This is a genomic window from Bacillus halotolerans (genome assembly GCF_004006435.1).
GTDB lineage: Bacteria > Bacillota > Bacilli > Bacillales > Bacillaceae > Bacillus > Bacillus halotolerans.
The window spans coordinates 264,141-288,936 of sequence record NZ_CP029364.1; the positions used below are offsets into that span (position 1 = coordinate 264,141).

At 41.9% G+C, this 24,796-nt stretch carries 30 protein-coding genes; all 30 read right to left on the minus strand.

All coding sequences use genetic code 11. The features are described 5' to 3' along the window. Position 1: 1 nt before the first annotated feature. Positions 2-784 carry an undecaprenyl pyrophosphate synthase gene (locus tag DIC78_RS01095; protein ID WP_024121421.1) on the minus strand — a complete coding sequence of 261 codons (783 nt, stop codon included), beginning with the start codon at positions 782-784 and terminating at the stop codon, positions 2-4. Between the two features lie 130 nt (positions 785-914). Continuing rightward, positions 915-1,472 carry a ribosome recycling factor gene (gene frr / locus DIC78_RS01100; RefSeq protein WP_024121420.1) on the minus strand — a complete coding sequence of 186 codons (558 nt, stop codon included), beginning with the start codon at positions 1,470-1,472 and terminating at the stop codon, positions 915-917. A 1-nt stretch (position 1,473) separates the two neighbouring features. Next, the gene (gene pyrH / locus DIC78_RS01105; protein WP_010334275.1) at positions 1,474-2,196 is read right to left on the minus strand and encodes a UMP kinase; all 723 of its coding nucleotides are present in this window, start codon (positions 2,194-2,196) and stop codon (positions 1,474-1,476) included. A 145-nt stretch (positions 2,197-2,341) separates the two neighbouring features. Further along, the gene (gene tsf / locus DIC78_RS01110; protein WP_024121419.1) at positions 2,342-3,223 is read right to left on the minus strand and encodes a translation elongation factor Ts; all 882 of its coding nucleotides are present in this window, start codon (positions 3,221-3,223) and stop codon (positions 2,342-2,344) included. A 99-nt stretch (positions 3,224-3,322) separates the two neighbouring features. Continuing rightward, positions 3,323-4,063: a 30S ribosomal protein S2 gene (gene rpsB / locus DIC78_RS01115; RefSeq protein WP_024121418.1), complete on the minus strand. Its 741-nt coding sequence runs from the start codon at positions 4,061-4,063 to the stop codon at positions 3,323-3,325. 143 nt (positions 4,064-4,206) lie between these two features. Continuing rightward, positions 4,207-4,710 (minus strand): Swarming motility protein SwrB, encoded by a 504-nt coding sequence (locus DIC78_RS01120; protein ID WP_106020717.1) that lies wholly within the window; start codon positions 4,708-4,710, stop codon positions 4,207-4,209. Positions 4,711-4,739: 29 nt separating this feature from the next. Then, a complete protein-coding gene (gene sigD, locus DIC78_RS01125) occupies positions 4,740-5,504 on the minus strand; it encodes an RNA polymerase sigma-28 factor SigD (RefSeq protein WP_010334270.1) in 765 nt (254 codons plus the stop codon). A gap of 22 nt (positions 5,505-5,526) precedes the next feature. Continuing rightward, positions 5,527-6,027: a chemoreceptor glutamine deamidase CheD gene (gene cheD / locus DIC78_RS01130; protein WP_106020715.1), complete on the minus strand. Its 501-nt coding sequence runs from the start codon at positions 6,025-6,027 to the stop codon at positions 5,527-5,529. Then, the gene (cheC, locus tag DIC78_RS01135; RefSeq protein ID WP_024121415.1) at positions 6,024-6,653 is read right to left on the minus strand and encodes a CheY-P phosphatase CheC; all 630 of its coding nucleotides are present in this window, start codon (positions 6,651-6,653) and stop codon (positions 6,024-6,026) included. Before cheC ends, cheD begins: the two co-directional genes overlap by 4 nt. An 18-nt stretch (positions 6,654-6,671) precedes the next feature. Beyond that, the gene (gene cheW, locus DIC78_RS01140) at positions 6,672-7,142 is read right to left on the minus strand and encodes a chemotaxis protein CheW (RefSeq protein WP_024121414.1); all 471 of its coding nucleotides are present in this window, start codon (positions 7,140-7,142) and stop codon (positions 6,672-6,674) included. A gap of 21 nt (positions 7,143-7,163) precedes the next feature. Further along, a complete protein-coding gene (cheA, locus tag DIC78_RS01145) occupies positions 7,164-9,176 on the minus strand; it encodes a chemotaxis protein CheA (RefSeq protein ID WP_106020713.1) in 2,013 nt (670 codons plus the stop codon). A gap of 5 nt (positions 9,177-9,181) precedes the next feature. Then, the gene (cheB, locus tag DIC78_RS01150) at positions 9,182-10,249 is read right to left on the minus strand and encodes a protein-glutamate O-methylesterase CheB (RefSeq protein ID WP_106020711.1); all 1,068 of its coding nucleotides are present in this window, start codon (positions 10,247-10,249) and stop codon (positions 9,182-9,184) included. A 1-nt stretch (position 10,250) separates the two neighbouring features. Then, entirely contained in the window at positions 10,251-11,147 is an 897-nt protein-coding gene (locus DIC78_RS01155; protein WP_106020709.1) for a MinD/ParA family protein, read from the minus strand. Next, positions 11,138-12,235, minus strand: a complete 1,098-nt coding sequence (locus DIC78_RS01160; RefSeq protein ID WP_101863335.1) for a flagellar biosynthesis protein FlhF — start codon at positions 12,233-12,235, stop codon at positions 11,138-11,140. The genes DIC78_RS01155 and DIC78_RS01160 overlap by 10 nt, the downstream gene beginning before the upstream one ends. After that, positions 12,235-14,268, minus strand: a complete 2,034-nt coding sequence (flhA, locus tag DIC78_RS01165; RefSeq protein ID WP_127695223.1) for a flagellar biosynthesis protein FlhA — start codon at positions 14,266-14,268, stop codon at positions 12,235-12,237. Before flhA ends, DIC78_RS01160 begins: the two co-directional genes overlap by 1 nt. Before the next feature lie 32 nt (positions 14,269-14,300). Continuing rightward, positions 14,301-15,383 carry a flagellar biosynthesis protein FlhB gene (flhB, locus tag DIC78_RS01170; protein ID WP_127695225.1) on the minus strand — a complete coding sequence of 361 codons (1,083 nt, stop codon included), beginning with the start codon at positions 15,381-15,383 and terminating at the stop codon, positions 14,301-14,303. Next, positions 15,383-16,162: a flagellar biosynthetic protein FliR gene (gene fliR, locus DIC78_RS01175; protein ID WP_024121407.1), complete on the minus strand. Its 780-nt coding sequence runs from the start codon at positions 16,160-16,162 to the stop codon at positions 15,383-15,385. Before fliR ends, flhB begins: the two co-directional genes overlap by 1 nt. A 7-nt stretch (positions 16,163-16,169) precedes the next feature. Next, a complete protein-coding gene (gene fliQ / locus DIC78_RS01180) occupies positions 16,170-16,439 on the minus strand; it encodes a flagellar biosynthesis protein FliQ (RefSeq protein WP_127695227.1) in 270 nt (89 codons plus the stop codon). Between the two features lie 14 nt (positions 16,440-16,453). Beyond that, entirely contained in the window at positions 16,454-17,119 is a 666-nt protein-coding gene (gene fliP / locus DIC78_RS01185) for a flagellar type III secretion system pore protein FliP (RefSeq protein ID WP_024121406.1), read from the minus strand. After that, positions 17,112-17,771 carry a flagella biosynthesis regulatory protein FliZ gene (gene fliZ, locus DIC78_RS01190; RefSeq protein WP_044155883.1) on the minus strand — a complete coding sequence of 220 codons (660 nt, stop codon included), beginning with the start codon at positions 17,769-17,771 and terminating at the stop codon, positions 17,112-17,114. Before fliZ ends, fliP begins: the two co-directional genes overlap by 8 nt. Before the next feature lie 14 nt (positions 17,772-17,785). Beyond that, positions 17,786-18,148: a chemotaxis protein CheY gene (cheY, locus tag DIC78_RS01195; protein ID WP_010334256.1), complete on the minus strand. Its 363-nt coding sequence runs from the start codon at positions 18,146-18,148 to the stop codon at positions 17,786-17,788. A gap of 27 nt (positions 18,149-18,175) precedes the next feature. Beyond that, positions 18,176-19,312, minus strand: a complete 1,137-nt coding sequence (gene fliY / locus DIC78_RS01200; protein ID WP_106020705.1) for a flagellar motor switch phosphatase FliY — start codon at positions 19,310-19,312, stop codon at positions 18,176-18,178. After that, positions 19,302-20,300 (minus strand): flagellar motor switch protein FliM, encoded by a 999-nt coding sequence (gene fliM / locus DIC78_RS01205; protein WP_010334255.1) that lies wholly within the window; start codon positions 20,298-20,300, stop codon positions 19,302-19,304. Before fliM ends, fliY begins: the two co-directional genes overlap by 11 nt. Positions 20,301-20,333: 33 nt before the next feature. Next, positions 20,334-20,756 (minus strand): flagellar basal body-associated protein FliL, encoded by a 423-nt coding sequence (gene fliL / locus DIC78_RS01210; protein WP_024121403.1) that lies wholly within the window; start codon positions 20,754-20,756, stop codon positions 20,334-20,336. Further along, entirely contained in the window at positions 20,753-20,968 is a 216-nt protein-coding gene (gene swrD / locus DIC78_RS01215) for a swarming motility protein SwrD (RefSeq protein ID WP_010334253.1), read from the minus strand. Before swrD ends, fliL begins: the two co-directional genes overlap by 4 nt. Positions 20,969-21,007: 39 nt before the next feature. Further along, positions 21,008-21,802 carry a flagellar basal body rod protein FlgG gene (gene flgG, locus DIC78_RS01220; protein WP_024121402.1) on the minus strand — a complete coding sequence of 265 codons (795 nt, stop codon included), beginning with the start codon at positions 21,800-21,802 and terminating at the stop codon, positions 21,008-21,010. A gap of 21 nt (positions 21,803-21,823) precedes the next feature. Next, on the minus strand, positions 21,824-22,249 hold the full coding sequence (flgD, locus tag DIC78_RS01225) for a flagellar hook assembly protein FlgD (protein ID WP_024121401.1): 426 nt from the start codon (positions 22,247-22,249) through the stop codon (positions 21,824-21,826). Then, the gene (locus DIC78_RS01230; RefSeq protein ID WP_127695229.1) at positions 22,246-23,712 is read right to left on the minus strand and encodes a flagellar hook-length control protein FliK; all 1,467 of its coding nucleotides are present in this window, start codon (positions 23,710-23,712) and stop codon (positions 22,246-22,248) included. The genes flgD and DIC78_RS01230 overlap by 4 nt, the downstream gene beginning before the upstream one ends. A gap of 11 nt (positions 23,713-23,723) precedes the next feature. After that, positions 23,724-24,338, minus strand: coding sequence for a MotE family protein (locus tag DIC78_RS01235; protein WP_024121399.1), 615 nt, complete (start codon positions 24,336-24,338; stop codon positions 23,724-23,726). A gap of 11 nt (positions 24,339-24,349) precedes the next feature. Further along, on the minus strand, positions 24,350-24,793 hold the full coding sequence (fliJ, locus tag DIC78_RS01240) for a flagellar export protein FliJ (RefSeq protein WP_010334249.1): 444 nt from the start codon (positions 24,791-24,793) through the stop codon (positions 24,350-24,352). Positions 24,794-24,796: the final 3 nt, after the last annotated feature.

Consider the following 24,796-nt stretch of genomic DNA (forward strand, 5'->3'; position numbering starts at 1 on the left):
TCTAAATTCCGCCAAACCTCCGGCCCCGTTGCTGATATTCTCCTAACGCCTGCAAGAAATGATTTTCTTTAAAGTCAGGCCACAGAACGTCAGTAAAGACAAATTCACTGTAGGCAACCTGCCAAAGCATAAAGTTGCTTAGTCTAATCTCGCCGCTCGTTCGAATTAAAAGTTCAGGATCCTGCAAAGATTCAGTCATTAAATGATTAGAAAAAAGCGATTCATCAATGTCTTCTATTTTCAAAGAACCATCCTTCACTTTTTCCGCGAGTGTTTTTGCAGCAGTGACAATTTCAGTACGCCCTCCATAGTTGAGAGCAAAATTAAGGATCAGCCCGTCATTTTGCGCCGTATCCTTTACAGCCTTTTCAATCGCTCGCATTGTGTGCGGCGGCAAGGCTGATTCATCTCCTATAATCCGGACCTGCACATTCTCCTCAACAAGTTCCGGTAGATACGTATTTAAAAACTCTTCAGGAAGCTTCATCAAAAAATCAACTTCCATTTTTGGCCGCTTCCAGTTTTCTGTTGAAAATGCGTACAGGGTCAGTACTTTGACACCCAATTCGTTAGCAAGCTTAGTTGTCCTTTTAACCACCTTCATTCCTTCGTGGTGGCCTGCAATTCGGGGGAGAGAGCGTTTTTTAGCCCAACGGCCATTTCCATCCATTATAATGGCGATGTGTTCGGGGATTTCTCCCTTAAGTATGTCTTCTTTTGTATAGCGTTCTAAGTTGGAAGCCGCAGTTTGCTGGTTCTTCCAATTTTTGAGTATGTTGAGCATGAGATTCCTCCGTCACCCAAAAAGGTTGCATTCCCTGCTGATAACCAATGTAATCAACAGTATTAACAAAAAAACCCCCTGTAAACATGAGAGGGTCTTTTCACTATTATCTATTGTACATAGTTTTTCATTAAACTTCCATGATTTCTTTTTCTTTGTCTTTTGTGACACTGTCAATTTTTGACACATATTCATCTGTCAGTTTTTGAACATCTTCATTGGAAGCACGCAGCTCATCTTCAGTGATGTCTCCGTTTTTCTCAAGTTTTTTGAGATCATCGTTCGCATCACGGCGTACATTTCGTACAGCTACTTTTGCGTCTTCAGCATATTTTTTTACAACTTTGACTAATTCTTTACGTCTTTCTTCTGTTAGCGCAGGAATCGCAATGCGAATCATATTGCCGTCGCTCGTTGGCGTTAAGCCTAAATCCGCTTTTAAAATTGCTTTTTCGATATCACCGATTGCTGACTTGTCGTATGGTGTTATGACCAGCATACGAGCTTCAGGCACGTTAATAGAAGACAGCTGATTTAAAGGTGTCTGCGCTCCGTAATATTCAACTGTTACTTTATCTAATAAAGATGGGTTCGCACGGCCTGCGCGTACAGTAGCCAATTCACGCTGATAAGCAGCAATTGCTTTTTCCATTTTTTCTTTCGTTTGTGTTAATACTTCTTTTGACACGTTATTTCCCCCTCACGATCGTTCCGATTGATTCGCCTGTCACGGCGCGTTTAATATTTCCTTCTTCCATAATAGAAAAGACGATTAGCGGAATGTCATTATCCATGCATAAAGATGATGCTGTTGAATCCATCACTTCCAAGCCGTCTTTTAAAACGTCAAGGTAAGAAAGCGATTCATATTTTACAGCTGATTCATCTTTTCTAGGATCAGCATTATACACACCGTCAACATTGTTTTTAGCCATTAAAATAACGTCTGCTTCAATTTCAGCAGCGCGCAGTGCAGCTGTCGTATCAGTTGAAAAATATGGGTTTCCTGTACCCGCAGCAAAAATAACGACACGTTTTTTCTCTAAGTGGCGTATCGCTTTTCTTCTGATATACGGTTCAGCAACTTGTCTCATTTCAATGGATGTTTGCACTCTGGACTGGATTCCGAGTGTTTCCAAGCTGTCTTGAAGAGCAAGCGAGTTCATCACTGTCGCCAGCATCCCCATATAGTCTGCAGTTGCGCGGTCCATGCCCAGGTCACTTCCTGTTTTTCCGCGCCATAAGTTGCCGCCGCCTACTACAACAGCCACTTCGACTTCAAGCTCAGCGATTTCTTTCACTTGCTTTGCAATGGATTGAATGACAGTAGGGTTAATTCCGTTACCCTGTTCCCCTGCCAATGCTTCCCCGCTAAGCTTTAATACGATACGTTTGTATTTTGGTTTTTCCATAATAACCTCCAAGTGTAAACATTGCCGTTTTCTATTATGCAAGAGAAAAAAAGGTTTGTAAATATAGTTTTAAAAATAGGGAACACAAAGTGTGTCCCCTATACTGCCTGAAAAGACGCGACTTGATCGCGACATCTTTTCACCATTATTTTTTCACTTGGTTCATTACTTCTTCAGCAAAGTTTTCTTGACGTTTTTCGATACCTTCGCCAACTTCATAGCGAACGAAAGTTTCAACAGTTGCGTTTTTCGCTGCAACAACTTGTTTCACTTTTTCATCTGGGTTTTTAACGAATGCTTGGTCTAAAAGACAAATTTCTTCGAAGAATTTGTTCAGACGGCCTTCAACCATTTTCGCTACGATGTTTTCAGGTTTTCCTTCTTGAAGAGCTTGCTGAGTTAAGATTTGACGCTCATGGTCTGTTTCTTCTTCTGATACTTGGTCACGAGAAATGTAACGAGGGTTAACCGCAGCAACATGCATTGCGATATCTTTCGCAGTTTCTTCGTCAGTTGTACCGTTAAGAACAGTTAATACGCCGATGCGTCCGCCCATGTGAAGGTAAGCACCGAATGCAGAGCTGTCATCTTTTGTAAGAACAGCAAAGCGGCGAAGCGTGATTTTCTCACCGATTTTAGCAACTGCACTTGTAATGTACTCTTCTACAGTAGAGCCGTTGTCCATTTTTTGGCCCATTGCTTCTTCAACATCTGCAGGAGTGTTTGCAAGAAGGTGGTCAGCCAATGTGTTAAGAAGCTCTACGAAGCCTTCGTTTTTCGCAACGAAATCAGTTTCAGAGTTTACTTCTAAAATAACACCTTTGTTGCCGTCAGTTTTAATAAGAGTTGAACCTTCTGCTGCGATACGGTCAGCTTTTTTCGCTGCTTTTGCAATTCCTTTTTCTCTAAGAAGGTCAATTGCTTTGTCCATATCTCCATCAGTTTCAGTTAACGCTTTCTTACAATCCATCATACCCGCGCCAGTTTTTTGACGCAGTTCTTTTACTTGCTGTGCAGTAATAGCCATTTGTATTCCTCCTTATATGTTTAAACAAGATATGTATCATGACATTTTTCTTGAAAAAAGGTGATAAAAGGCAGTCCCTCTTATCACCTTTTGAATAGGTTACGCAGTTGTTGTTTCAGTTTCTGGTGCAGTTTCTTCAGCAACTTCCGCTTCTTCTTCGCCTTGCTTCGCTTCTAAGATTGCATCTGCCATTTTAGAAGTTAGAAGTTTAACAGCGCGGATAGCGTCATCGTTCGCAGGAATAACAACATCGATTTCATCAGGGTCACAGTTAGTATCTACAATTCCGATGATAGGGATGTTTAATTTGCGAGCTTCCGCAACAGCGATGCGCTCTTTGCGAGGATCGATGATGAACAATGCATCAGGAAGATCCTTCATTTCTTTAATTCCGCCTAGGAATTTTTCAAGACGTTCTAATTCTTTTTTCAATTGAACGACTTCTTTTTTAGGAAGTACTTCAAACGTACCGTTTTCTTGCATTTTTTCAATGTCTTTAAGACGTTTAATACGTTTTTGGATTGTTTCAAAGTTTGTTAATGTACCGCCCAACCAGCGTTGGTTGACATAGTACATGCCAGAGCGTTGAGCTTCTTCTTTAACAGAATCTTGAGCTTGTTTTTTTGTGCCGACGAAAAGGATTCTTCCGCCTTCAGCAGCAAGATTTTTAGTGAAGTTGTAAGCTTCCTCTACTTTTTTGACTGTTTTTTGAAGGTCAATGATGTAGATTCCGTTACGCTCCGTGAAAATGTAACGCTTCATTTTTGGGTTCCAACGGCGTGTTTGGTGACCGAAGTGAACACCAGCTTCAAGCAATTGCTTCATAGAAATGACTGACATGTTATTTCCTCCTAATATAATGGTTTTTTTCCTCCGCTTAGGTCATTTTTGTGCAGAACTGCCGCCTGCAGCACCCTCTGCATAAATCGTTAAGCGTGTGTATTTAACACCAAGACATAATATAACACAGCTTTATGCGACAATCAAGAATCCTTTACAGCTTTGGAGCGAAATTTTAAAAATAGCTCGATTTCTGTCTTCCCGCTTTTCAATTTCTGAGCAATTTCACCAGCTGAATATCCCTGTTCGTATAATGCCATAACTTCATCTTCAAATGATCGGGCATCGCTGTTTACGTTCTCTTCCGCCCTCTCAACCTCGTTGATCAGACCTTCGATATGCTCGGGAAGAGCGTTGTCTTCTTCCTGAACAGCACCTCGCTCTGAATGTTGTTCAGCCTGCTGATGCTCTTCCTTCTGTTTTTCTTCAGTTTGAACAGAAGGTACATCCAAGTTGTCTATCAACTTCTCATTTTCTTCTTTTAGTTCAAGAAGAAATGCCGCAAGTGTGTTCTCCGTCTCTTCCAGCAGCTTCTTTTGCTGTTTTTCTGTTTCTTTCACAGCTGCGAGCCTCATATACAGGATAATGACAGCGTACAGAAGAACGCCATGAAGCGTGAAGCTTAAAAGCCATAATAGTGTTGACATGTTTTTCACTCGCTAATCATGAGGATTCTTTATTGAATTACTTTTTCAAGCAGATTCTTTAATTTAAATAGTGCCTTTGAATGTATTTGTGATATACGGGACGTAGAAAGATTCAATACCTGTCCGATTTCCGTCAATGTCAATTCCTCTTTATAGAACAAACTGACCACAAGCTGTTCTTTTTCAGAGAGTTCGTGAATTTTGTCCGCAAGCTGCGCAATCAGCTCATCTTTCATGATCTTTTCTTCCGGCGGGACATTTTTGTCATCTCTGATCATGACCTGGATGTTTTCCCCGTCATCCTGATCATGAAGCTTTTCGTCAATTGACAGCAGATTTGCAAAAAAACCTTCATTCATTGTTGACACTACATCCTGTTCCGTCATTCCGAGTTCCTCTGCAATTTCTGCGGGCGATACATTCCGAAGATAGCGCTGTTCAAGCTTTTCAATCGCCGCTTCAACCTTCTTTGTTTTTTCACGCGAGGTTCTGGGCAGCCAATCCTCTTTACGAAGCCCGTCAATAATTGCACCGCGAATTCTAAACGAGGCGTAGGTATCAAATTTTAAGTCCCGGCTGGGGTCAAATTTTTCAAGGGCATCGTATAAACCAAGCATACCAAGGCTCATAAGATCGTCTTTATGCACTGATTTTGGCAGTCCGACAGAAATTCTGCCTACATGATATGTGACAAGCGGCATGTAACGGCGCATTAAATCATCACCGGCCTTAGGATCTTTCCACTCTTTCCAGCGCGACCAAAGCACCTGATCTTCATAATTCAAGGATTGCATTGTTATCCCCCTAATACCTTAATTAAATCGTTTTTTCACCTTGTTTAACAGTTCGAATATGCAGCATACAGGACTTCGGTTCAAATTCTATCGTACGGCCGCTTGAGCCTCCCGTATCTTCACTGATAATCGGAATATTATATAATGACAGCTGTTCCTTTATCGCTAAGACATTTCTCGGTCCGATCTTCATCAAATCATTCGTCATTTTAAATTTAAACATCTCTGATCCGCCGGCAAGCTTTGCTTTTAACGCAAACTTTCGGCAGCCCGCTTCTACCAGCATATCAATCGTAGCTTTTACAGCGGTATCGGCATATTTTGCCCGATTGAGTTCAGCTGTTTTTGATAACGTCGAATCCGGCAGCATGACATGGACAAGCCCCGCCGTTTGCTTTTCTTTATCGTAAAGCACCAGCCCTACACACGACCCTAAGCCAGACGTCCGGATTGAATCCGGGAAGCGGGCGATCTTCACGTCCGCAATCCCAACCTTTACAACAGCAGCCTCAGTTGTATTCATAATGAAGCACCCAAGGCGACAAAGAGCTTTTCAAATGAATCATAGTCCGGCAGCATAAACATATGCGCTTTTAGCTCCTGCTGATGGCTTTGGTCAAAAATTGACGTATCAACAACAATTGCATGTTCCCCAACCTGACTGAGCTCCATCAGACCTTCACTGATGACAGCACCGAACATGTCCAGTGAAACTTCTGGAACACTCGGGTAAAGCTGGAGTTTCGTCAAATCAGCCAATGCCGTTAAATATGATCCTGCTAAAATATTGCCCAGTTCATGCAAAGCGGAAGAACTCATATGATCTTCACCCAGGTTTTCTATATCAAAATCCGGGTTGCCGATCAGCTCTCTGATAAACTGCTCCGCCTGATAAAAAGGCATTATAAAGAACATTGAGCCCGTCAAATCGCCTTCCATTCTTAAAAAGATGCTGGCGACCGGCATTTCTGCTCCGCCGAAAAAGTCTACAAGTTCATCAAACGATAGTAACTTTGCAAACGGGACTTCCATATCAATCTTTCTATTTAACAGCTGGGCCATTGCAGAAGCAGAGTGGCCGGCTCCGATATTGCCGACTTCCCGCAAAATGTCCATCTGCTCTTCTTTGATTCCATTAAAAATACTCATGTCATAACCCCTTTAAGATTAAGCTTGATCGGGCACAGCGGACTGAGATGATTCTTTATCCAAAACCGCATTTGCATCAATAATATTTAAGAGCCTGTTCTCTTGTTTTACAATCTGTTTGATCGACACATACGTGTCTTTTTGAACACTTTCCGGAGCGGATTCTATTTCACTTTCATGAACTGTTATAACATCATTTGCTTCATCCACTATCCAGCCGACTTCAATATCACGATAAGCAATAATGATAATTCGTGTTTCATCGGTAATTTCATACTCAGGCAAGCTGAGACGCTTTCTTAAATCAATAACCGGAGTCACCACGCCGCGCAAATTGATCACTCCGCAAATATAAGGTTCAACGCCTGGCACTCTCGTTGGCTTTTGCCATTTCTCAATTGATTTCACCTGAGTGACAGAAATGGCATATTCTTTGCCATTTACCATAAAGACAATCATTTTTTCGCCTGTTTTAATTTCTGCAGTCATGTGAGACACCTCCTCGTATGGTTAAATAATCAGTGCATTACAATCGATAATGAGCGCTACTTCTCCGTCTCCTAAAATAGTAGCTCCGGAAATTGCAAAGACGTTTGTTAAATAATCTCCGAGTGATTTCAGCACAACTTCCTGCTGACCAATAAAGGAGTCCACCACAAATGCAGTAGGTTTGTCGCCTTTTTTCACGACAATGATATGGAGCTGTTCCGCATCTTGTCTTGTATCTTCTATTTTAAACTCTTCTTTTAAATAAACGACAGGGACAATATGCCCTCTAAAATCGATTACTTCACGGTCATGCGTTTGCAGAATATCTTTTCTGTCTATAACTGCCGTTTCAATTATAGAAGAAATCGGAATCGCAAATGTCTCTTCTTCCAATTTGATCAGCAGAACTGAAATAATGGACAGTGTAAGCGGAAGCTGAATGCTGAATAGTGATCCTTGTCCTTCTGCAGATTTCACACTGACTGAACCGCCGAGTGACTCGAGTTTATTTTTCACAACATCAAGCCCGACACCCCGCCCGGAAATATCCGAAATTTGATCAGCAGTAGAGAACCCCGGAGCAAATATCAATTCATAAATTTCATTGTCTTCTAAGGTTTCAGCTTCTCTTTCTGTAATGACACCGCGCTCAAGCGCTTTTTCAAGGATTTTTTTGCGATTAAGGCCTGCCCCGTCATCCTCTACTTCAATAAAGACGTGATTTCCGCTGTGATAAGCTTTCAGCACAACTTTTCCAGACTCAGGTTTTCCTTTTTGCAAACGTGTTTCCGGAGACTCAATTCCATGGTCAATACTGTTTCTGATTAAGTGAACGAGCGGATCTCCAATTTCATCAATTACTGTTCGATCGAGTTCTGTTTCCGCACCGATGATGGAGAGTTCGATTTTTTTATTCAGCTCTTTTTGAAGCTGGCGAATCATTCTTGGGAAACGGTTAAAAACAGTTTCAACCGGAACCATTCTCATATTGAGAATAATAGACTGCAAATCGCCGGAAATTCTCGTCATTCGCTCGACTGTTTCAGTCAATTCATTGTGCTCAAGCTCTTTTGCAATCTGCTCAAGACGCCCGCGGTCAATGACAAGCTCTTCAAATAAGTTCATTAAAGAATCAAGCCTGTCGATATTGACACGAATTGTTTTAGACCCGCCTGATGTATGCTTCGACTGTTCATCGTTTTTAGCAGGCTGCTTTGGTTTGTCCTGCCTAACAGGTGCAGCAGCTGGTGTATCCACCTGAGGCTCCTCCGGTTTTTCAGCTGGTTGTAAAGGCGAGCCCTGAATAATTTCAACATGCTCGACCTCTGAAACTCCGTTGATGATCTGTTCAACGTCTTCAGCCGTTTGATTCGTTAAGAAGCACACCTGGAAGTCAGTGCCGAAATCTTCCGTCTCAAGCACTTCCGCACTCGGTATTGTTTTGGCTACTTCTCCGATCTCATTGAGCTTCTCAAAAACCATATATACACGAACCGCTTTTAACATACAGTCTTCTTTCAGAGAAATTGTGATTTCATACCGTTTGAAACCTTGCTCCTCCGCTTCTTCTATCACTGTTCGTTCAAACTCATCATATCCCCAATCAGATGCTGAACCCTTCGCTTCAGCAGGTTCCGCTGAAGCAGCAGTCTCAGCATGCGCACCGTTCACGTCAAGCTTTGCGCTCACTTCAGAGATGTCTCTTTTACCATCCCCGCCGTCAATAATAGACTGAACCATTGCTTCCAGATGATCCAGCGCTTCAAACAAGATATCCATCCAGTCTGATGTAACTGCCATATCTCCGTTTCGAAAAGCATCCAATACGTTTTCAAGCAGATGGGTTAAATGGGCTAAATCCGTATACCCCATCGTTGCGCTCATACCTTTTAATGTATGGGCAGCCCTGAATATATCGTGGACGAGCTGAAGGTCTGTCGGGTCTTTCTCTAAAAGGAGAAGCTTTTCATTACATGTTTGTAAATGTTCTTTACTTTCATCAATAAAGACATCTAAATATTGATTCATATCCATTTGAATCACACCCTCTCTTTTTTCACACAGCTTGTGATGGATGCTGCGATATCTTCCACATGTTTAATTTCATGAATAAGGCCCGCCTTAACGGCTGCTTTCGGCATCCCAAATACAACACAAGATTCTTCAGACTCTGCAATGGTTTTCACATTGCCGGACGCAAGCATGTCCTTAAGACCGGCAGTACCGTCACTTCCCATTCCAGTCATAATGACCGCTACTTTTTCATAGTCTGTAAGTTTGCCGACAGAACGGAACAAGTAGTCTGCTGATGGTTTATGACGGCTTGGCGTATCGTGATTATCAAGAACGATTTTAAGGCCGCCGCTGTTTTTGATAACGGATATGTTTTTTCCCCCCGGAGCTATGTACACACAGCCGTTAAGAGCTGCATCGCCATCTTTTGCTTCCTTTACACGAATGTCAGACAGATGGTTCAGCCGATCAGCCAGAGAAGCAGTAAAGCCTTCAGGCATGTGCTGTACAACGAGTACAGGCGCGTTTAAATCCTTAGGAAGCTTTGGTATCACCTTTTGAAGCGCTCTTGGTCCGCCCGTTGACGTGCCGATACAAACAATATGTCTGCCTGGGCCAGATTTTGACTGACTCAATACAGGCTTAGCGATACGTTTAGGCTCAGGCCGAATGACCGCCGGAGCCGCAGCTTTTTGCTGGCCGGAAAGTCCGGCTGCGATGACCCGCTCAACTAATTGTTCTTTAATTTTGTATAAATCTAAAGATATAGAACCAGATGGCTTTGTGATAAAATCAAAGGCGCCTATCTCTAAACAGTTAATCGTACACTCTTTTCCTTGCTGGGTCTGGCTTGAAACCATAATGACCGGCAGCTGATAAAGCTCAATAATTTTCCGCAGTGTGTCTGTTCCATTCATCACCGGCATTTCGATATCAAGTGTGATAACATCCGGTTTCAGCAATTCTATCTTTTTAAGTGCCTCTTCTCCGTTTCTCGCAGTTCCGATTACTTCTATCTGCTTTTCCTCGGTTAGAAAATCACTTATCATTTTTCTCATAAAAGCCGAATCATCAACTACAAGCACACGAATCAAATTAAGCCCTCCTCATTAAAAAAGAAGATAATTTCTCAATAAATGTCTGTTTTTCTTCTTTGTGTCTAGTTTCTTCTCTTTCAAACAAGGCGTCCGCTAGGAGACGGACTGACCGGCTGGCTTTTGCCTGAGGACTTTTTAATAAAAAAGGAACCTGTTCGACAACTGCTTTGCTCACGATCCCGTCGTCAGGGACTGAACCGGCAAACTGAACCGCTTCGCCTAAAAACATGTGAATGGTCCGGGAAAGGCGGATAAAAGCGTCAAGCCCTTCCTTTTGATCACGGCACCGATTGACAGCTACTTTCATTGAAAGCTGATTTCCTGTCAAAGCTAAATGTTTGACAGCGCTGTATGCATCCATAATGGCTGTAGGCTCCGGGGTTGTTATGATCAAAATGTCTTCTGCTGATAAAATAAAAGGCAGCTGGTCTTTTGATAGGCCCGCCCCCATGTCAAACAGTACATAATCGAACTGACTTAACGCATGAGAAAGCTCATTAGCAAAAAAGGTCCATTTTTTCTGGTCCAGCTGAAACATCACATCCAGCCCAGTTCCGCCAGATATATACCGAAGGCCCTTTGGCCCAGTAGATATGGATTGCATAAAAGGCTTGCGCTCAGTTAGAACGTCAATAATAGTCGCGGAAGACGAGTTTCCCATTAATATATCAATGTTCCCCATTCCGATATCAAGATCAATAAGCAGTACCTTCTTGCCTTTATCCTGCAGCGCAAGAGCCATATTTAAAGTGATGTTGGATTTTCCGACACCGCCCTTGCCGCTGATGACTGCAAGTGTTTTAGCTTTCTGTGCAAAAACAATCGGCAGATCGCGCTCACGCTTCTTCATTTTCGCCCGTAAAGTTGCTGCTTGGTCAAATCTGTTCATCTGCACAGCATCCCTACAAACTCCCGCGGCGAGACTGTCTGTATATCCTCCGGCACATTCTGGCCGTTTGTGATAAATCCGGCGCCTATCTTTGATTCTGCCAGTATACTGAATACAGATCCTAAGGAAGCAGTCTCATCTATTTTCGTAAAAATAAACTGATTGACAGGAACAGATGAAAAACGTCTGACAATTTGTTTCATATCTTCATATTTTGCAGTCGCTGACAAAACGAGAAATGACTGAATGCTGCTTTCAAAAGGAATCGTCTCTTTCAGTTCATCGATATATTGCTGTTCTCTGAAGTTTCTTCCTGCTGTATCGATAAATACATGATCATATTCAGCAAATAATTCTTTCGCCCGCTGAAATTCCTCTTTGGTATAACAGACTTCCAGAGGAGCCTGCAGCAGCTCGGCATATGTTTTCAACTGTTCAACTGCTGCAATCCGGTAAGTATCTGTTGTAATAAAAGCAATTTTTTTCTGTTTTTCAAGCAGAGAAGACGCTGCTAGTTTTGCAAGCGTTGTTGTTTTACCCGCGCCCGTCGAACCAAACAGCACGATATACTTCGAACGAATGGGCTCCTGCCACTTGTCTGCTGGAGGTAGTGCCCCGCACAGTATATCCTGAAGTTTACCGGCCACGTTTTCTTCTGTCAGTCCGCCCGATTCAACAGAGAATCGCAGTATTTTTTTCATAGTACTGGTCTTAATTGATTCATTAACGCCGGTTTCTCCCAAAAGCTGTTCGGCTTTTCTGAGCGGTTCAGGAAGTACGGATTGATATGCTGAAAAATCACCTGGCTCAGATTGAGCCGGAATTTGAGGGATTATCCTCTCCTCTATTTTCGGACTGCTGACAGGAGGTTTTGACGTTTGTTTCGGCTCTGCTGCCTTTTCAGCTGTTTTTTTCTCAAGAAAATCTTGATCCAATACGGCAATCACTTCAACAGCCGGTTTTTTTAAAAGCCCGAACCATTTACGCTTATTGATTTTTTTGGAATTTAGTATAACCGCTTCATTGCCTAGTTCTTTTCTGATAAGCTGTGCCGCTTCTTGCATTGAAGCAGCAGTAAATTTTTTGATTTTCATTAAATATCCACCACTCCAATGCTTTGAACTTCGACATTAGCCTCAAGCTCGTTATAAGAAAGAACAGGAAGATCCGGAAAATATCGTTCCAGAAGCTGTTTCACATACATCCTTACAGGAGGCGAGCAAAGAAGAATCGCAGTCTCTTGCCGTATTGAGAGCTGTTCGGCTTCTTTTGCAACAGAGCGCACAATGCTTTCCGACACATCTGGTTCAAGCGACAAATAGTTCCCATGTTCTGTTTGCTGTACACCGTCAGCAATTGCCTTTTCTACACGGCCGGAACAAGTGATCACTTTTAACACTTCATTTTCTTTGGCAAACTGGGCAGTAATTTGCTTAGCAAGTGCCTGTCTTGTGTACTCTGTCAAAAGATCAGAGTCCGTTGTCAGTTTTCCATAATCGGCAAGCGTTTCAAAAATGGTTACCAAATTGCGGATTGAAACTTTTTCTTTTAACAGTTTAGCCAGCACTTTCTGAATATCTCCGACAGATAATGGATTTGGCGTAACCTCTTCCACCAGGACCGGATACGTTTCTTTCAAATGATCAATAAGCTGTTTCGTCTCCTGTCTGCCGATTAATTCATGAGCATGCTGCTTAATTTTCTCTGTAATATGTGTTGAGACAACTGAAGCCGGATCTACAACTGTATAGCCCAGCATGTCAGCTTCATCCTTCACCGATTCGCCAATCCATTTGGCTGGAAGTCCAAACGACGGTTCTACTGTTTCGATCCCTTCAATCAGGTCGTCTTCAGGCGTAGGCGACATTGCTAGATAATGATCTAGTAATAGCTCGCCTTTTGCTACTTCATTTCCTTTAATTTTCAATCGGTATTCATTAGGCTGCAAAGCGATATTGTCTCTGATACGCACGACAGGAATGACAAGCCCAAGTTCAAGCGCCAGCTGACGGCGAATCATCACAATTCGGTCTAATAAATCCCCGCCCTGATTAGCATCCGCCAGCGGAATCAGACCATAGCCAAACTCGAATTCTATCGGATCTATATGCAGAAGCTGCACAACACTTTCGGGGCTTTTGAGCTCGTCAATTTCAGCCTCTTCCTCAAGAATCTCTTCCACTTCTTCTTTTTCCTTACCTGTTTTAGATAGCGTATAACCGCCAAAAGCAAGCAGCCCTGCAAGCGGCCCTGTTAGGAGAATACCAATTGGAGTAAACAAGCCAAGAAGCAGAATAGTTGCTGCTGTAACATATAAGAGCTTTGGATAAGCGAACAGCTGGCCTGTGATGTCATGACCTAAGTTTCCTTCGGAGGCTGCTCTTGTCACGACAATACCTGTAGCTGTAGAAATTAACAGCGCCGGAATTTGCGATACAATTCCATCTCCTACAGTCAGCATCGTAAAATGAGAGGCTGCCTCTTGTATCGCCATGCCTTGCTGCAGCATACCGATAATGATTCCGAAAATGATATTGATCATCACAATAATAATTCCGGCAATTGCATCACCTTTCACAAATTTGCTGGCACCGTCCATCGCACCGTAAAAGTCTGCTTCTCGAGCTACTTTTTCACGGCGGTGTTTCGCTTCCTGTTCGTTAATCATGCCTGCGTTTAAATCAGCATCAATACTCATCTGCTTCCCTGGCATTGCATCAAGCGTAAATCTTGCCGCAACCTCGGAAACACGTTCCGCGCCCTTTGTGATGACGATAAACTGAATAATAATTAAGATAATAAATACAACAAGTCCGACTAAAACATTTCCGCCGACAACGAAGTTACCGAAGGTCTCAACAACCTTCCCTCCTTCGCCGTGCGAAAGGATCGAACGCGTCGTTGACACATTCAAGCCCAGACGAAATAAGGTCAAAAGCAGCAGCAGTGACGGAAAAATCGAAAACTGCAGCGGTTCTTGCATATTCATTGTGGTGAGAAGCACGATCAACGCAAGAGAAATATTAATAATGATCAAAATACTTAACAGCCATGGAGGAAATGGTATCACCAGCATTGCCACAATGAGGACAACACTTATTAAAACGGATAAATCTCTTGTTGACATGCTGTTTTTTCTCTCCTTTTGAATCGTAAAATTCAATTTACTTTTTGTTTCGTTTTAAATACGTAAGCCAAGATTTCTGCCAAGACTTTAAAAAACTCTTCCGGTACTGCCTGGTCAATTTCAACCTGATCATATAACGCACGGGCAAGCGGCCTGTTTTCTACCATCATGACATCATGCTCTTTAGCTATCTTCCTTATTTTTAATGCAAGGTGGTCAACACCTTTTGCAACAATGTATGGCGCGTCCATTTTTTCTTCGTCATATTTAAGTGCGATCGCATAGTGAGTCGGGTTTGTGATGATGACATCAGCTTTCGGCACTTCCTGCATCATCCGCCTCATCGCCATTTCCCGCTGTCGTTGCTTAATTTTAGACTTAATAATCGGATCTCCCTCAGATTTTTTGTACTCATCTTTTATATCCTGCTTTGACATTTTGATATTTTTCTCATAGTCAAATCTCTGATACAAATAATCGAGTCCGGCAAGAATCAACAAAGCCCCTGCTCCGCTCAGCCCCATCCACAGGGTGAGTTTTGAAACAAAGGAAAGTGCTTCTTCAGGTGTCAGAAGCGGAAGGCGGAGAATTTCTCCATAGTGCATCCAAAGCACAACAAACGCCGCAAACCCTACAACAGCAATTTTCAGTATCGATTTAAGCAGCTCTACAATCGCCCTCATGCTGTATATCCGTTTAAAGCCTTTTATCGGGTCCAATTTTTCAAGCTTAGGCTGGATCACTTCCGTAGAAAATAAAAATCCCACCTGCATATAGTTGCTTACAACTCCTGCAACAAGGGCAACAAGCAGAATCGGAGCAAGTACAATGCCAGTATCCTTTAATAAGCTGATAAACAGGATATGCACATTTGATTCTGAGAGCTTCATTGTGAGTGACTCCGTGTAAAATGTCTCTATAAATGACAGCAGCCTGTCTCTCATATACGGGCCGATCGCAATAAACGAAAGGAAGATGACTAATAATGAAGCGGCGGTATTCACATCAGAGCTTTTTGCAACCTGCCCTTTTTTTCTAGTATCCTTCCGTTTTTTCGGAGTGGCTTTCTCTGTTTTTTCTCCCGCAAAAAATTGGAGGTCAATTCTTAGCTTCATTAAGAAACACCGACCAATGCTAAAAGATTCCGCATCGTTTCAATCGTTAAGCCGAAAACATTCCGAACAACGACGAAGATAACGGACATACATACGATGAGCATGATAAAACTGACGGCAATCTTTAAAGGCAGACCGACGACAAATACATTTAATTGCGGAACTGTCCGGGCCACGATGCCTAATGCAAGATCCACAAGAAACAAACTGGCCACAACCGGCGCCGACATTTGAAATGCGATAATAAACATTGCATTAAAGCTTTTGGCGATAAGATAAGCAAACTTTTCATCGCCAAAATTCGGAAATGCCTGATCAACCGAAATATACTGAAAGCTGTAGTAAATACCGTCCAGCAGCAAATGATGCGCATTGACACTCAGCATAAACAAAAGAGCCATCGTATAGATAAACTGGCCGATCAATGGACTCTGTGCGCCCGTTTGCGGATCGATAACGTTCGCAATTGAAAAACCCATCTGAAAATCAATAAATGAACCGGCTATCTGAACGGCAGCAATCATCATATAAGCAATCAAACCAAGACACAGACCCACCAAAGCTTCTTTAAACGCCAGCAGCATATATTGCTCGTCAACCTCCAAAGACGGAGGTTTATCAATCGTGCTGAAGCAAATGACTGCAAGAAAAAAAGCAAATCCGATACGATGAACAGCCGGAACGTTTCTGTGGCCGTATAGCGGAACCGTTACAAAAAAAGCAGAGATTCTAATAAAAACCAATAAAAAAGCAGGAAATAAATCAATAATCGAATTCATCACTGTATTACCCTGCAAAACGATTTAAATTAGAAAACAGCTCTGTTGTGAACGAAAGGATGGTCGACAGCATCCATGGCCCGAAAAAAATCAGTGCCAAGAGGACTGCCACGATTTTGGGAATAAACGCCAAAGTCTGTTCCTGGATTTGAGTTGTCGCCTGAAAGATGCTGACGATTAATCCGACCACTAAAGCGATCGCAAGCAGAGGCGCGCTGATCATCAGCGTTACATATACGGCTTTTTCCGCCATAGAAATTACAAATTCTGAATTCACGTTTAGCACCTACCCTAAAAGCTCTGAAGCAAAGATTTCACAATTAAATACCAGCCGTCTACTAAAACAAAAAGTAAAATTTTAAAGGGCAGAGAAATCATAACTGGAGGGAGCATCATCATCCCCATTGACATCAGAACGCTCGCCACTACCATATCAATAATTAAAAAGGGGATAAAAATCATAAAGCCTATTTGAAACGCTGTTTTGAGCTCCGAAATGGCAAAAGCGGGAACCATCGTTGTAAGAGGAATATCTTTTAATGATTCGGGTTTATCCATTTTCGCGTAATTCATAAACAGTGCCAAATCCTTCTGCCTTGTGTGCTTACTCATAAATTCTTTAATCGGTTCCTCAGCTTTTGTATACGCTTCGTCCAAACTGATTTTATTGTCCATCAATGGTGTCAGCGCTTCTTTATTAATCTCTGAAAAAGTAGGAGCCATAATAAAAAATGTTAAAAATAGCGCAAGGCCGATAAGGACCTGGTTGGGCGGCATTGATTGCGTCGCCAGTGAAGTTCTGACAAACGACAGAACGATGACGATGCGGGTAAAACAAGTCATAAGAATCAATATTCCAGGCGCCACTGAAAATACAGTTAACAATAATAGTAATTTAACAGTTGAACTGACGTTACCCGGATCGCTAGAACTGAAAATATTTATAAACTCATTCATGATGACGTGGGCCTTTCTTTTTTCCTTCTGAACGGTTTTGTTTTAGCTCTTCAAGCTGCTCTTTTAATGCTTTTGAAAATGAAGGCAGCTTTTGCTGCGGCTGATTCTCAGAACCCTTTAGGGGTTTGACAAGCTTTTGCCACTCTATTTTGCTTGACATCGCCTCTTCATGCTGGCTGAGTATGACTTCGATTTCCTTTTCATCCTCAATTTCTTTAAGGAGCTGGATCGTCTCTCCTACCCCAACGACGAGAACACTGTTGCCGACTTTAATCAATTGGATAGATCGGTTTTGGCCAACCGATGTTCCGCCGATATTTTCAACATATTGAAAAGGCTTTAGCAGCCGGTTTCTTTTGTTCATAAGCTTAACAAGCCCGTAAATCAGCGCGATGACAAACAATAAAGCGAAAATCATTTTCACAAAATCAAAAGCTGAAACAGAAGGAGCAGCAGCTCCCTCCGTCTCATCAGCAGTTTGTGTCGTTTTTTCTTTCTTTTGCTCTGGCTTATCTGCGGTCTTTTCCTCTTTCTTTTGAAACCATTCGTTTACAGTTGAATCATCAGATGCCGCCGCATCAGCAGCAAGCGGATGCACACTGAATAAAATGAAAAAACATATAAAAGCAATGAAACATTGACTCTTTTTCAACAGTCGTACACCCTTTAGCTTAATGTTTTGTTGATTGCTTCAAGTACACGGTCCGCCTGGAAAGGTTTCACGATAAAATCCTTAGCACCGGCTTGAATAGCATCGATAACCATTGATTGCTGTCCCATGGCAGAACACATAATGATTTTAGCTTGAGCATCAATTTGTTTAATTTCTTTTAGTGCAGTAATACCGTCCATTTCTGGCATTGTGATATCCATTGTAACTAAGTCAGGAGAATGCTCTTTAAATTTTTCTACAGCCTGAGCGCCATTTTCGGCTTCTGCCACTACGTCAAAACCGTTTTTTACCAAAATATCTTTGATCATCATTCTCATAAATGCTGCGTCATCTACAATTAAAATTCTATGTGCCATAATTTTTTTCTCTCTCCTCGTGTTTCTTTATTTTAAATTATTAATGCGTTCTGCCTGGCTTAATATGTCAGTGACCCTTACTCCGAAGTTTTCCTCAATGACCACGACTTCGCCTTTGGCGACGATACGCTGATTCACTAAAATATCTACCGGCTCACCGGCTAATTTATCAAGCTCAATAATACTTCCGGCTGAAAGTTCTAAAATTTCTTTTACGCTTCTTTTCGTTCTGCCGAGTTCAACAGTGATCGAAAGCGGGATATCCAAAAGCATATCCAGATTGTTTATAGGAGCTTGTGAGCTCTCATTTGGATCAAATGATGAAAATTCCACTGGTGAAACTTGAACAGGCGCGGCTTTCTTCGGTTTCCCCTGCCTTTTAGCCGGCGCTTGCTGCTGCGGTTCGTTCCGCGGCTCGGGCATCACAGGCTCTTTCGGCTGTTCATATGTAACCTCAGGCTCCGGCGTTGTTTCTTCAGCTGGACTTTCCTCCGTGTTCATAAGGCTCGAGATCAAATCTTTAGCAAATGTCAGCGGATATAGCTGCATGATGTTAGAGTCTATTAACTCGCCCACCTTCAAGCGGAAAGAAACTTTAACCAGCATTTCATCAGCAGGAATACGGTCTGTTCCTTTTTCTTCATTTACATCAAGCAGTTCTACACGCGGGGGTGAAATATCAATTTTTTTACTGAATACAGTAGACATTGACGTTGCTGCCGACCCCATCATTTGGTTCATCGCTTCTTGAACCGCGCTCAAATGGATCTCTCCAAGTGAAGGATCTGCACCTTTCCCGTCTCCCCCGATCATTAGGTCCGCAATAATCGCCGCGTCACTTTGTTCGACGACTAGCAGGTTGCTGCCGCTGAAACCTTCCGTATAATTCACTTCAATTGCAACATACGGTTCAGGAAACGCATCACTGATTTTGCTTCTTGGGATGACAGTTACGTTTGGAGTCGTAATATCAACTTTTTGATTTAAAAGCGTGGATAAAGCTGTCGCTGAACTGCCGAATGAAATATTTCCGATTTCACCGATCGCATCACGCTCCATGTCCGATAAGTCATGCACTTCCGTAGCCTCAGGCTCGTCAGGTGTGCTGCTCGTGCCGTTAAGAAGCGCGTCAATCTCATCTTGAGATAATCTGTTATTCTCCATCTTGTTCACCTCTTATGTCGTGGTCTAAAATTTGCACTGCCTGTTTTCGATTCACCCGGCCGGCTTGTCCTAAAAATTTCGGCTTATCTCCGACCAATACAGTAAGAGGATCTGTTACTGATTTGTCCAAAGTTATGCAGTCTCCGACTTCTAAACTTAAAAACTCTTCTATTGTCAGTTCAGATGTGCCGAGTTCGGCCACGACAGGTATTTGTGCTGTCATGATACGTTTTTCAAGCGACTTTGTTTCCTCAGGTTTCGGTTCATTTCTTTCTGATTGCATCCAATAATGGACCGAAAGCTTTGGTATGAGCGGCTCGAGGACGATATGCGGGATACAAAGATTAATGACACCGCTGATTTCGCCGATTTGGGTGTTGAGTGAAATAACAACAACCGTTTCATTAGGAGATACCATCTGAACAAATTGCGGATTCACTTCAAACTCAGTCATTTCGGGTTCAATATCAGCAATGGACTGCCAAGCTTCTTTATAATTTCCCAGTGCATTTTCAAATAAATTAGAAATAATTTTTGTTTCAATTTCTGTTAAACTATCAACCTTATTATGACTGATCCCGATGCCCCCCATCACACGATCCATCATCGTATAGGCAATTGTCGGGTTAACCTCCATCATAATTCTGCCTTCCATCGGATGGACATCGAATAAATTCAGGATCGTCATATTCGGTATGGATCGGATAAATTCCTCGTATGGAACCTGATCAACAGAGCTGACCGATATATGGATATACGTTCTGAGCTGAGCAGAAAAGTGAGTTGTAAGAAGTCTTGCAAAATTGTCATGAATTCTTGTTAAACTGCGGATTTGGTCTTTAGAAAACCGCAGCGCGCGTTTGAAATCATAAACCTTTACTTTTTTCTCTTTTTCTTCTTTTTTCAGCTCTTCAGCATCCATTTCACCCGTTGATATTGCAGAAAGCAGTGCATCTATTTCATTTTGGGAGAGAACTTCTCCTGACATTTTCCTCACCTCCGTATTCTGTCAAATTATGCTTTATTGCAGATTAAAAGAGGTAATATACACTTTTTCTACTTTTCCTTCTTGGAGGTAGCTATTCACTTTATCTTTTAGTTCCTTCTTAAAGGTTTCTTTTCCCTTGTCTCCCTCAATCTCATCAGCATTCGTATCAGCCAGCAGTGATATAACAGCATCTTTCACTTGAAAATCACGTTTTTCAAGCTCTTCTTTTGATTTATCAGAGTCAGTTTCAAGTTTAATCGCTAAGCGAATAATGTTATCGGATTTTAAATTCGTTGTGATTTCTGCTACATCAACAGAAGATGCAACGATTTCATCAATACTTCGTTTTGCCTCACTTTTTTCGGACTTTCCGCCTAAAACAAAATAAGCCGCCGCCCCGAGAGCACCAATTACGATAAGAATAATTAGTAAAATGATCAATAATTTTTTCTTCATTCCGGTTCCTCTATTCCATGGTCCATTGAAAATATTTGTATTTTTTGATAGAAAGACACAATCTTCTCCAGAACAGCTTCTTCATCTTCTTTTACTACAAACTTCTTACCGTTCGACAGTGTGATTGTAGTATCCGGAAAGCATTCAATCTGTTCAATAAATAACGCATTCAGCGTAAAGGGCTGCCCATTTAAACGGGTTACTTTAATCATAAAACAGCGGAGAAGCGATTACTCGCCTCCCCTCCCTCCTTAACGTTTAAGGTTAACCAGCTCTTGAAGGATTTCATCCGATGTTGTAATAATCTTGGAGTTTGATTGGAACCCGCGCTGAGCAACAATCATTTCGGTAAACTCGTCAGTTAAATCAACGTTAGACATTTCTATAAATCCTGACTTCAAGGCACCTGTACCGCCATCACCAGGCTGATTAGCTGCACTAGCAGTTCCAGAGTTCAAAGATTCACGATACAAGTTGCTTCCGATTTTATCTAAACCGTCACTGTTTGCAAAAGTAACAATCCCGATCTGACCGCCATCTTGTGGTTTACCGCCAGCATCAACAATTGACACTTTTCCATCAGATCCGATACTAAAGCTTTGAGCATCTAGAGGAATTTTTATTGTTCCTCCCGTCATATTTAACACATGGTAGCCGTCACCAGTCACCAATGTTCCGGTATTATCTAAATAGAAGTTTCCGGCTCTTGTGTAAGCCGTTCCATCACCTGTATCGATTTGAAAATAACCGTCTCCGTCAATCGCTAAATCAAGCGTTCTTCCTGTGCTTTGTGTCGCGCTTGTTGAATGGATGGTATCAATTGTGCCAGATGATGAACCTAAACCGATCTGCTTAGAGTTTGTTCCGCCGATTGTTGCACCAGCAGCAGAACCGCCGGCAATCGTTTGACTTACCATATCTTTAAAGGTAACCCGGCTCTTTTTGAATCCCACTGTATTTACGTTGGCAATGTTATTGCCGATAACATCAAGTTTTGTTTGAAAGTTTTTCATACCGCTGATTCCAGAATAAAGTGAACGTAACATAATATATTCCCCCAGATGTTTTTATTTAGATGATTGTCCCACAGACATGACATTCGCCGGACTGATCTCGGTCCCATCATCAAGAACAAGATAATAATTTCCTTTAGAATGTTTAACAGAGCTTACGGTGCCTGTTTTATCTGTTGCACTTTTACCATCAGTCCAAGATACTTCTTTTCCCATCCAATCAACATACGTTGTAAACGGATCTTGGTTTTCAACGAATTTAGTCATCGTCGTATTCAGATTCATCATCTGTTCCAGGCTTGAAAAAGTCGCCATCTGGCTGATAAATTCTTTGTCATCAACCGGATTAAGCGGATCTTGGTTTTGGACTTGAGTCATTAATATTTTTAAAAACTCGTCTTTTCCAAGGCTGCTGTTGCTTGCAGCGGCAGTGCTGCTTGTTTTTTCAGGCAATTTATATTCTGAGCTTATTGATGTCATTCTTCTTCCTCCAATTCAACCATTGACACTTCATCAAGCAAGTCTCCAAACTCGTTTGATTGCTTTTTCTGTCTTTGCTGCTTCTGTCCCTCTTGCTGCTGTTTCTGTTCATCAGCAAGCTGGCCATATATCGGCTGGTCTCCGCTTTGAATCGGCAATGTAAAACGGTCAACTTGGACAGCCATATTCGGCAGTGATTGCTTCAGCTGAGGCAGATGTTGTTCGAGCAGCTCTTTTGCAGATTGGCTGGATGCAATGATTTTACTCTGGAACATTCCATTTTCATTTGTCAGCTTAATTGTGACAAATCCTAAATGTTCAGGGTTCAGCCGAATTGTAAAACTGCCGGTTGACCTCCCAAAGGGTGTATATTTCATCTGCTTCCATGCACTGATCACTTGATCAGCAACCGTTTTCGTATCGGCTGCATGCAAATCAGATGAGAGCTGCAAATCGAGTGTCTGAACTCCTCCGGTGCTCCGGTAGCCTGAAAACATCATTTGAATTCCTGACTTACTATCAATAGGCTGAATACTTACAGAGGAATCTGCCGCACTTTTATTACCTGACGTCAGAGTGTCCGGCGAAAGGGCACGTTTTCCGACCTCTAGTGACGATTCGGATGATTTCGATAACAAAAAAGCTTTCAGCTGACTTTCAGCTATATTCCATTCCTTCGTCCCTTTTTGAGGAAGCACTGACATCTGTTCCATTAAGCTTTGAAAACTTTTCAGCTCTGACTTTGACATCTTATAAAGCTTTGAACTTGACTCGTCTTTTGTAACTATCTGCTGTTTAAGATCCTGAATAAGCTGTTCAGATATGCCTTTTTTTTCTAATGCCGAAAGAAATTCATCTCCATTTTTGTAGACAGTATGAGCTTGATGATCACGGTCAGTCATTTTATTTCCTTCTAAAAGCTCACTGATAAGCATTTGGATATGAATAAGCGTTTTATCATCTTCTGCTGATGCCTCATTTTCCTGAACTTCTTGCTCTCTGTCAGACTTGAGTTCATTAGTAGCGGCATCACCAGCTGAATTCTTTGCAGTCAGAGCAGTTTTCTCTTCAGAAATGGTTTTGTCTGCAAGTATTTGCCCCATGTGCAGTTGATCAGTTCCGTCAGCCAATTTTAATTCAACTGCTTGCAGCAGATTCTGTAACATTTGCTGAGCGGATTCATCCAGCTGTTTTCCTGTTAGTTTACTTAACGTTTGCAGAAGATCGGCTTTTTCCTTGTCTTGATTTTCAGGAGTTGCATTTAGCCAATCACTGATCTTTTTACATGCATCTTTTAAAAGCTGATCGACAGTCAGAGTCCCATTTCCTTGTGATGAAGGTTCTTTCGAGCCGGCTTCAGACATAAGCCAATTTTGAAAAACTCCCTGGCTATTTTTGATTGTTTTAGCAGCTGTCCCTGCTGTAGTTTGCAGCCGAGGTCCGGCTAATTCAAGCAGCTTCACCTTTATTCCCCCTATTCTTGGCTGGCAGCAATTTTTTCTGTATATGTTGCCGCTTGCTCAGGAGTCATTTTTGCCAAAATTTCAGCAAGCTGCTTTTTGCTCAGTCCATTCAATATTTTCAGCGCTTCTTTCTCCTTTAATTGGGCAATGATTTTGGCAGCCTTTCCGCTGTCCATGCTTTTATAAACACTGATGACTTTATCATCAGAAGCTTTATCAGAACTTGATGAATCTTCTGTGTTATCCTTCGGTGTCTTTTTTTGGTCTTCCGCTGTTTTTTCAAGAGAACGAATCTTTTGATTCAGCCTGTCTATTTCAGATTTGCTTGTATCCAAATCCTTATTCAATATACTGATCTCACTTTTTTGATCCTTAATGGTTTTTTCCAGAGCCGCCGTATTACTGTTATTCTTAGCTGTTGATGATGTATCTTTTTTATCTTCGGTCTCAGGAACCAATTCTTTAAGAACTGGCGTTTTGGCTGCAGCTTCCTGTATCGGCTTTAAGACATTGACACCAGCCGCCCAGAGAACAATCCCCCCTGCTATAAGCAGAAATATCAGCGGAAGGATAATGATCAGCAAAACCGATCGGAACTTACCTGATTCTTTCTTTTTGCCGGACATTACATTCGCTCCTAATGGCCTTGAATCATAAACTGCTTGATCGAAATATCGTCCATTTCTTTCATCTCTGCAGCTTTGTCTTCAAGAGCAAACATTTTAAACTGTTTTTCACGCATCTTTTCAAACTTCTTCACTTCAATATTTTTTTCTGTTAACACTTCTTGCTTTTGGTTCATTTGATTCCTTTTCATAATGACGAGCTTTTGGTAGTGATAAATGGTGTTTTCAAGATTTGAGACAAATTGCTGATAATGCCTCATCTCTTGAACGCTCATCCCGCTTTTCAGTTTGTTTTCTTTATTTTGCTCAAGCAATTCCTTTTTGCTCATATTCTCATATAGTTTCTCCGCTACAGTTTCAAATTCAGAAACTGATTGCTGATACTCAGACAAAGACTGGTCTTTTTCGTTCTCTTTTAGTTCCAGCAGCTTTTGGAATCTAAATTGATAGGCCACGTT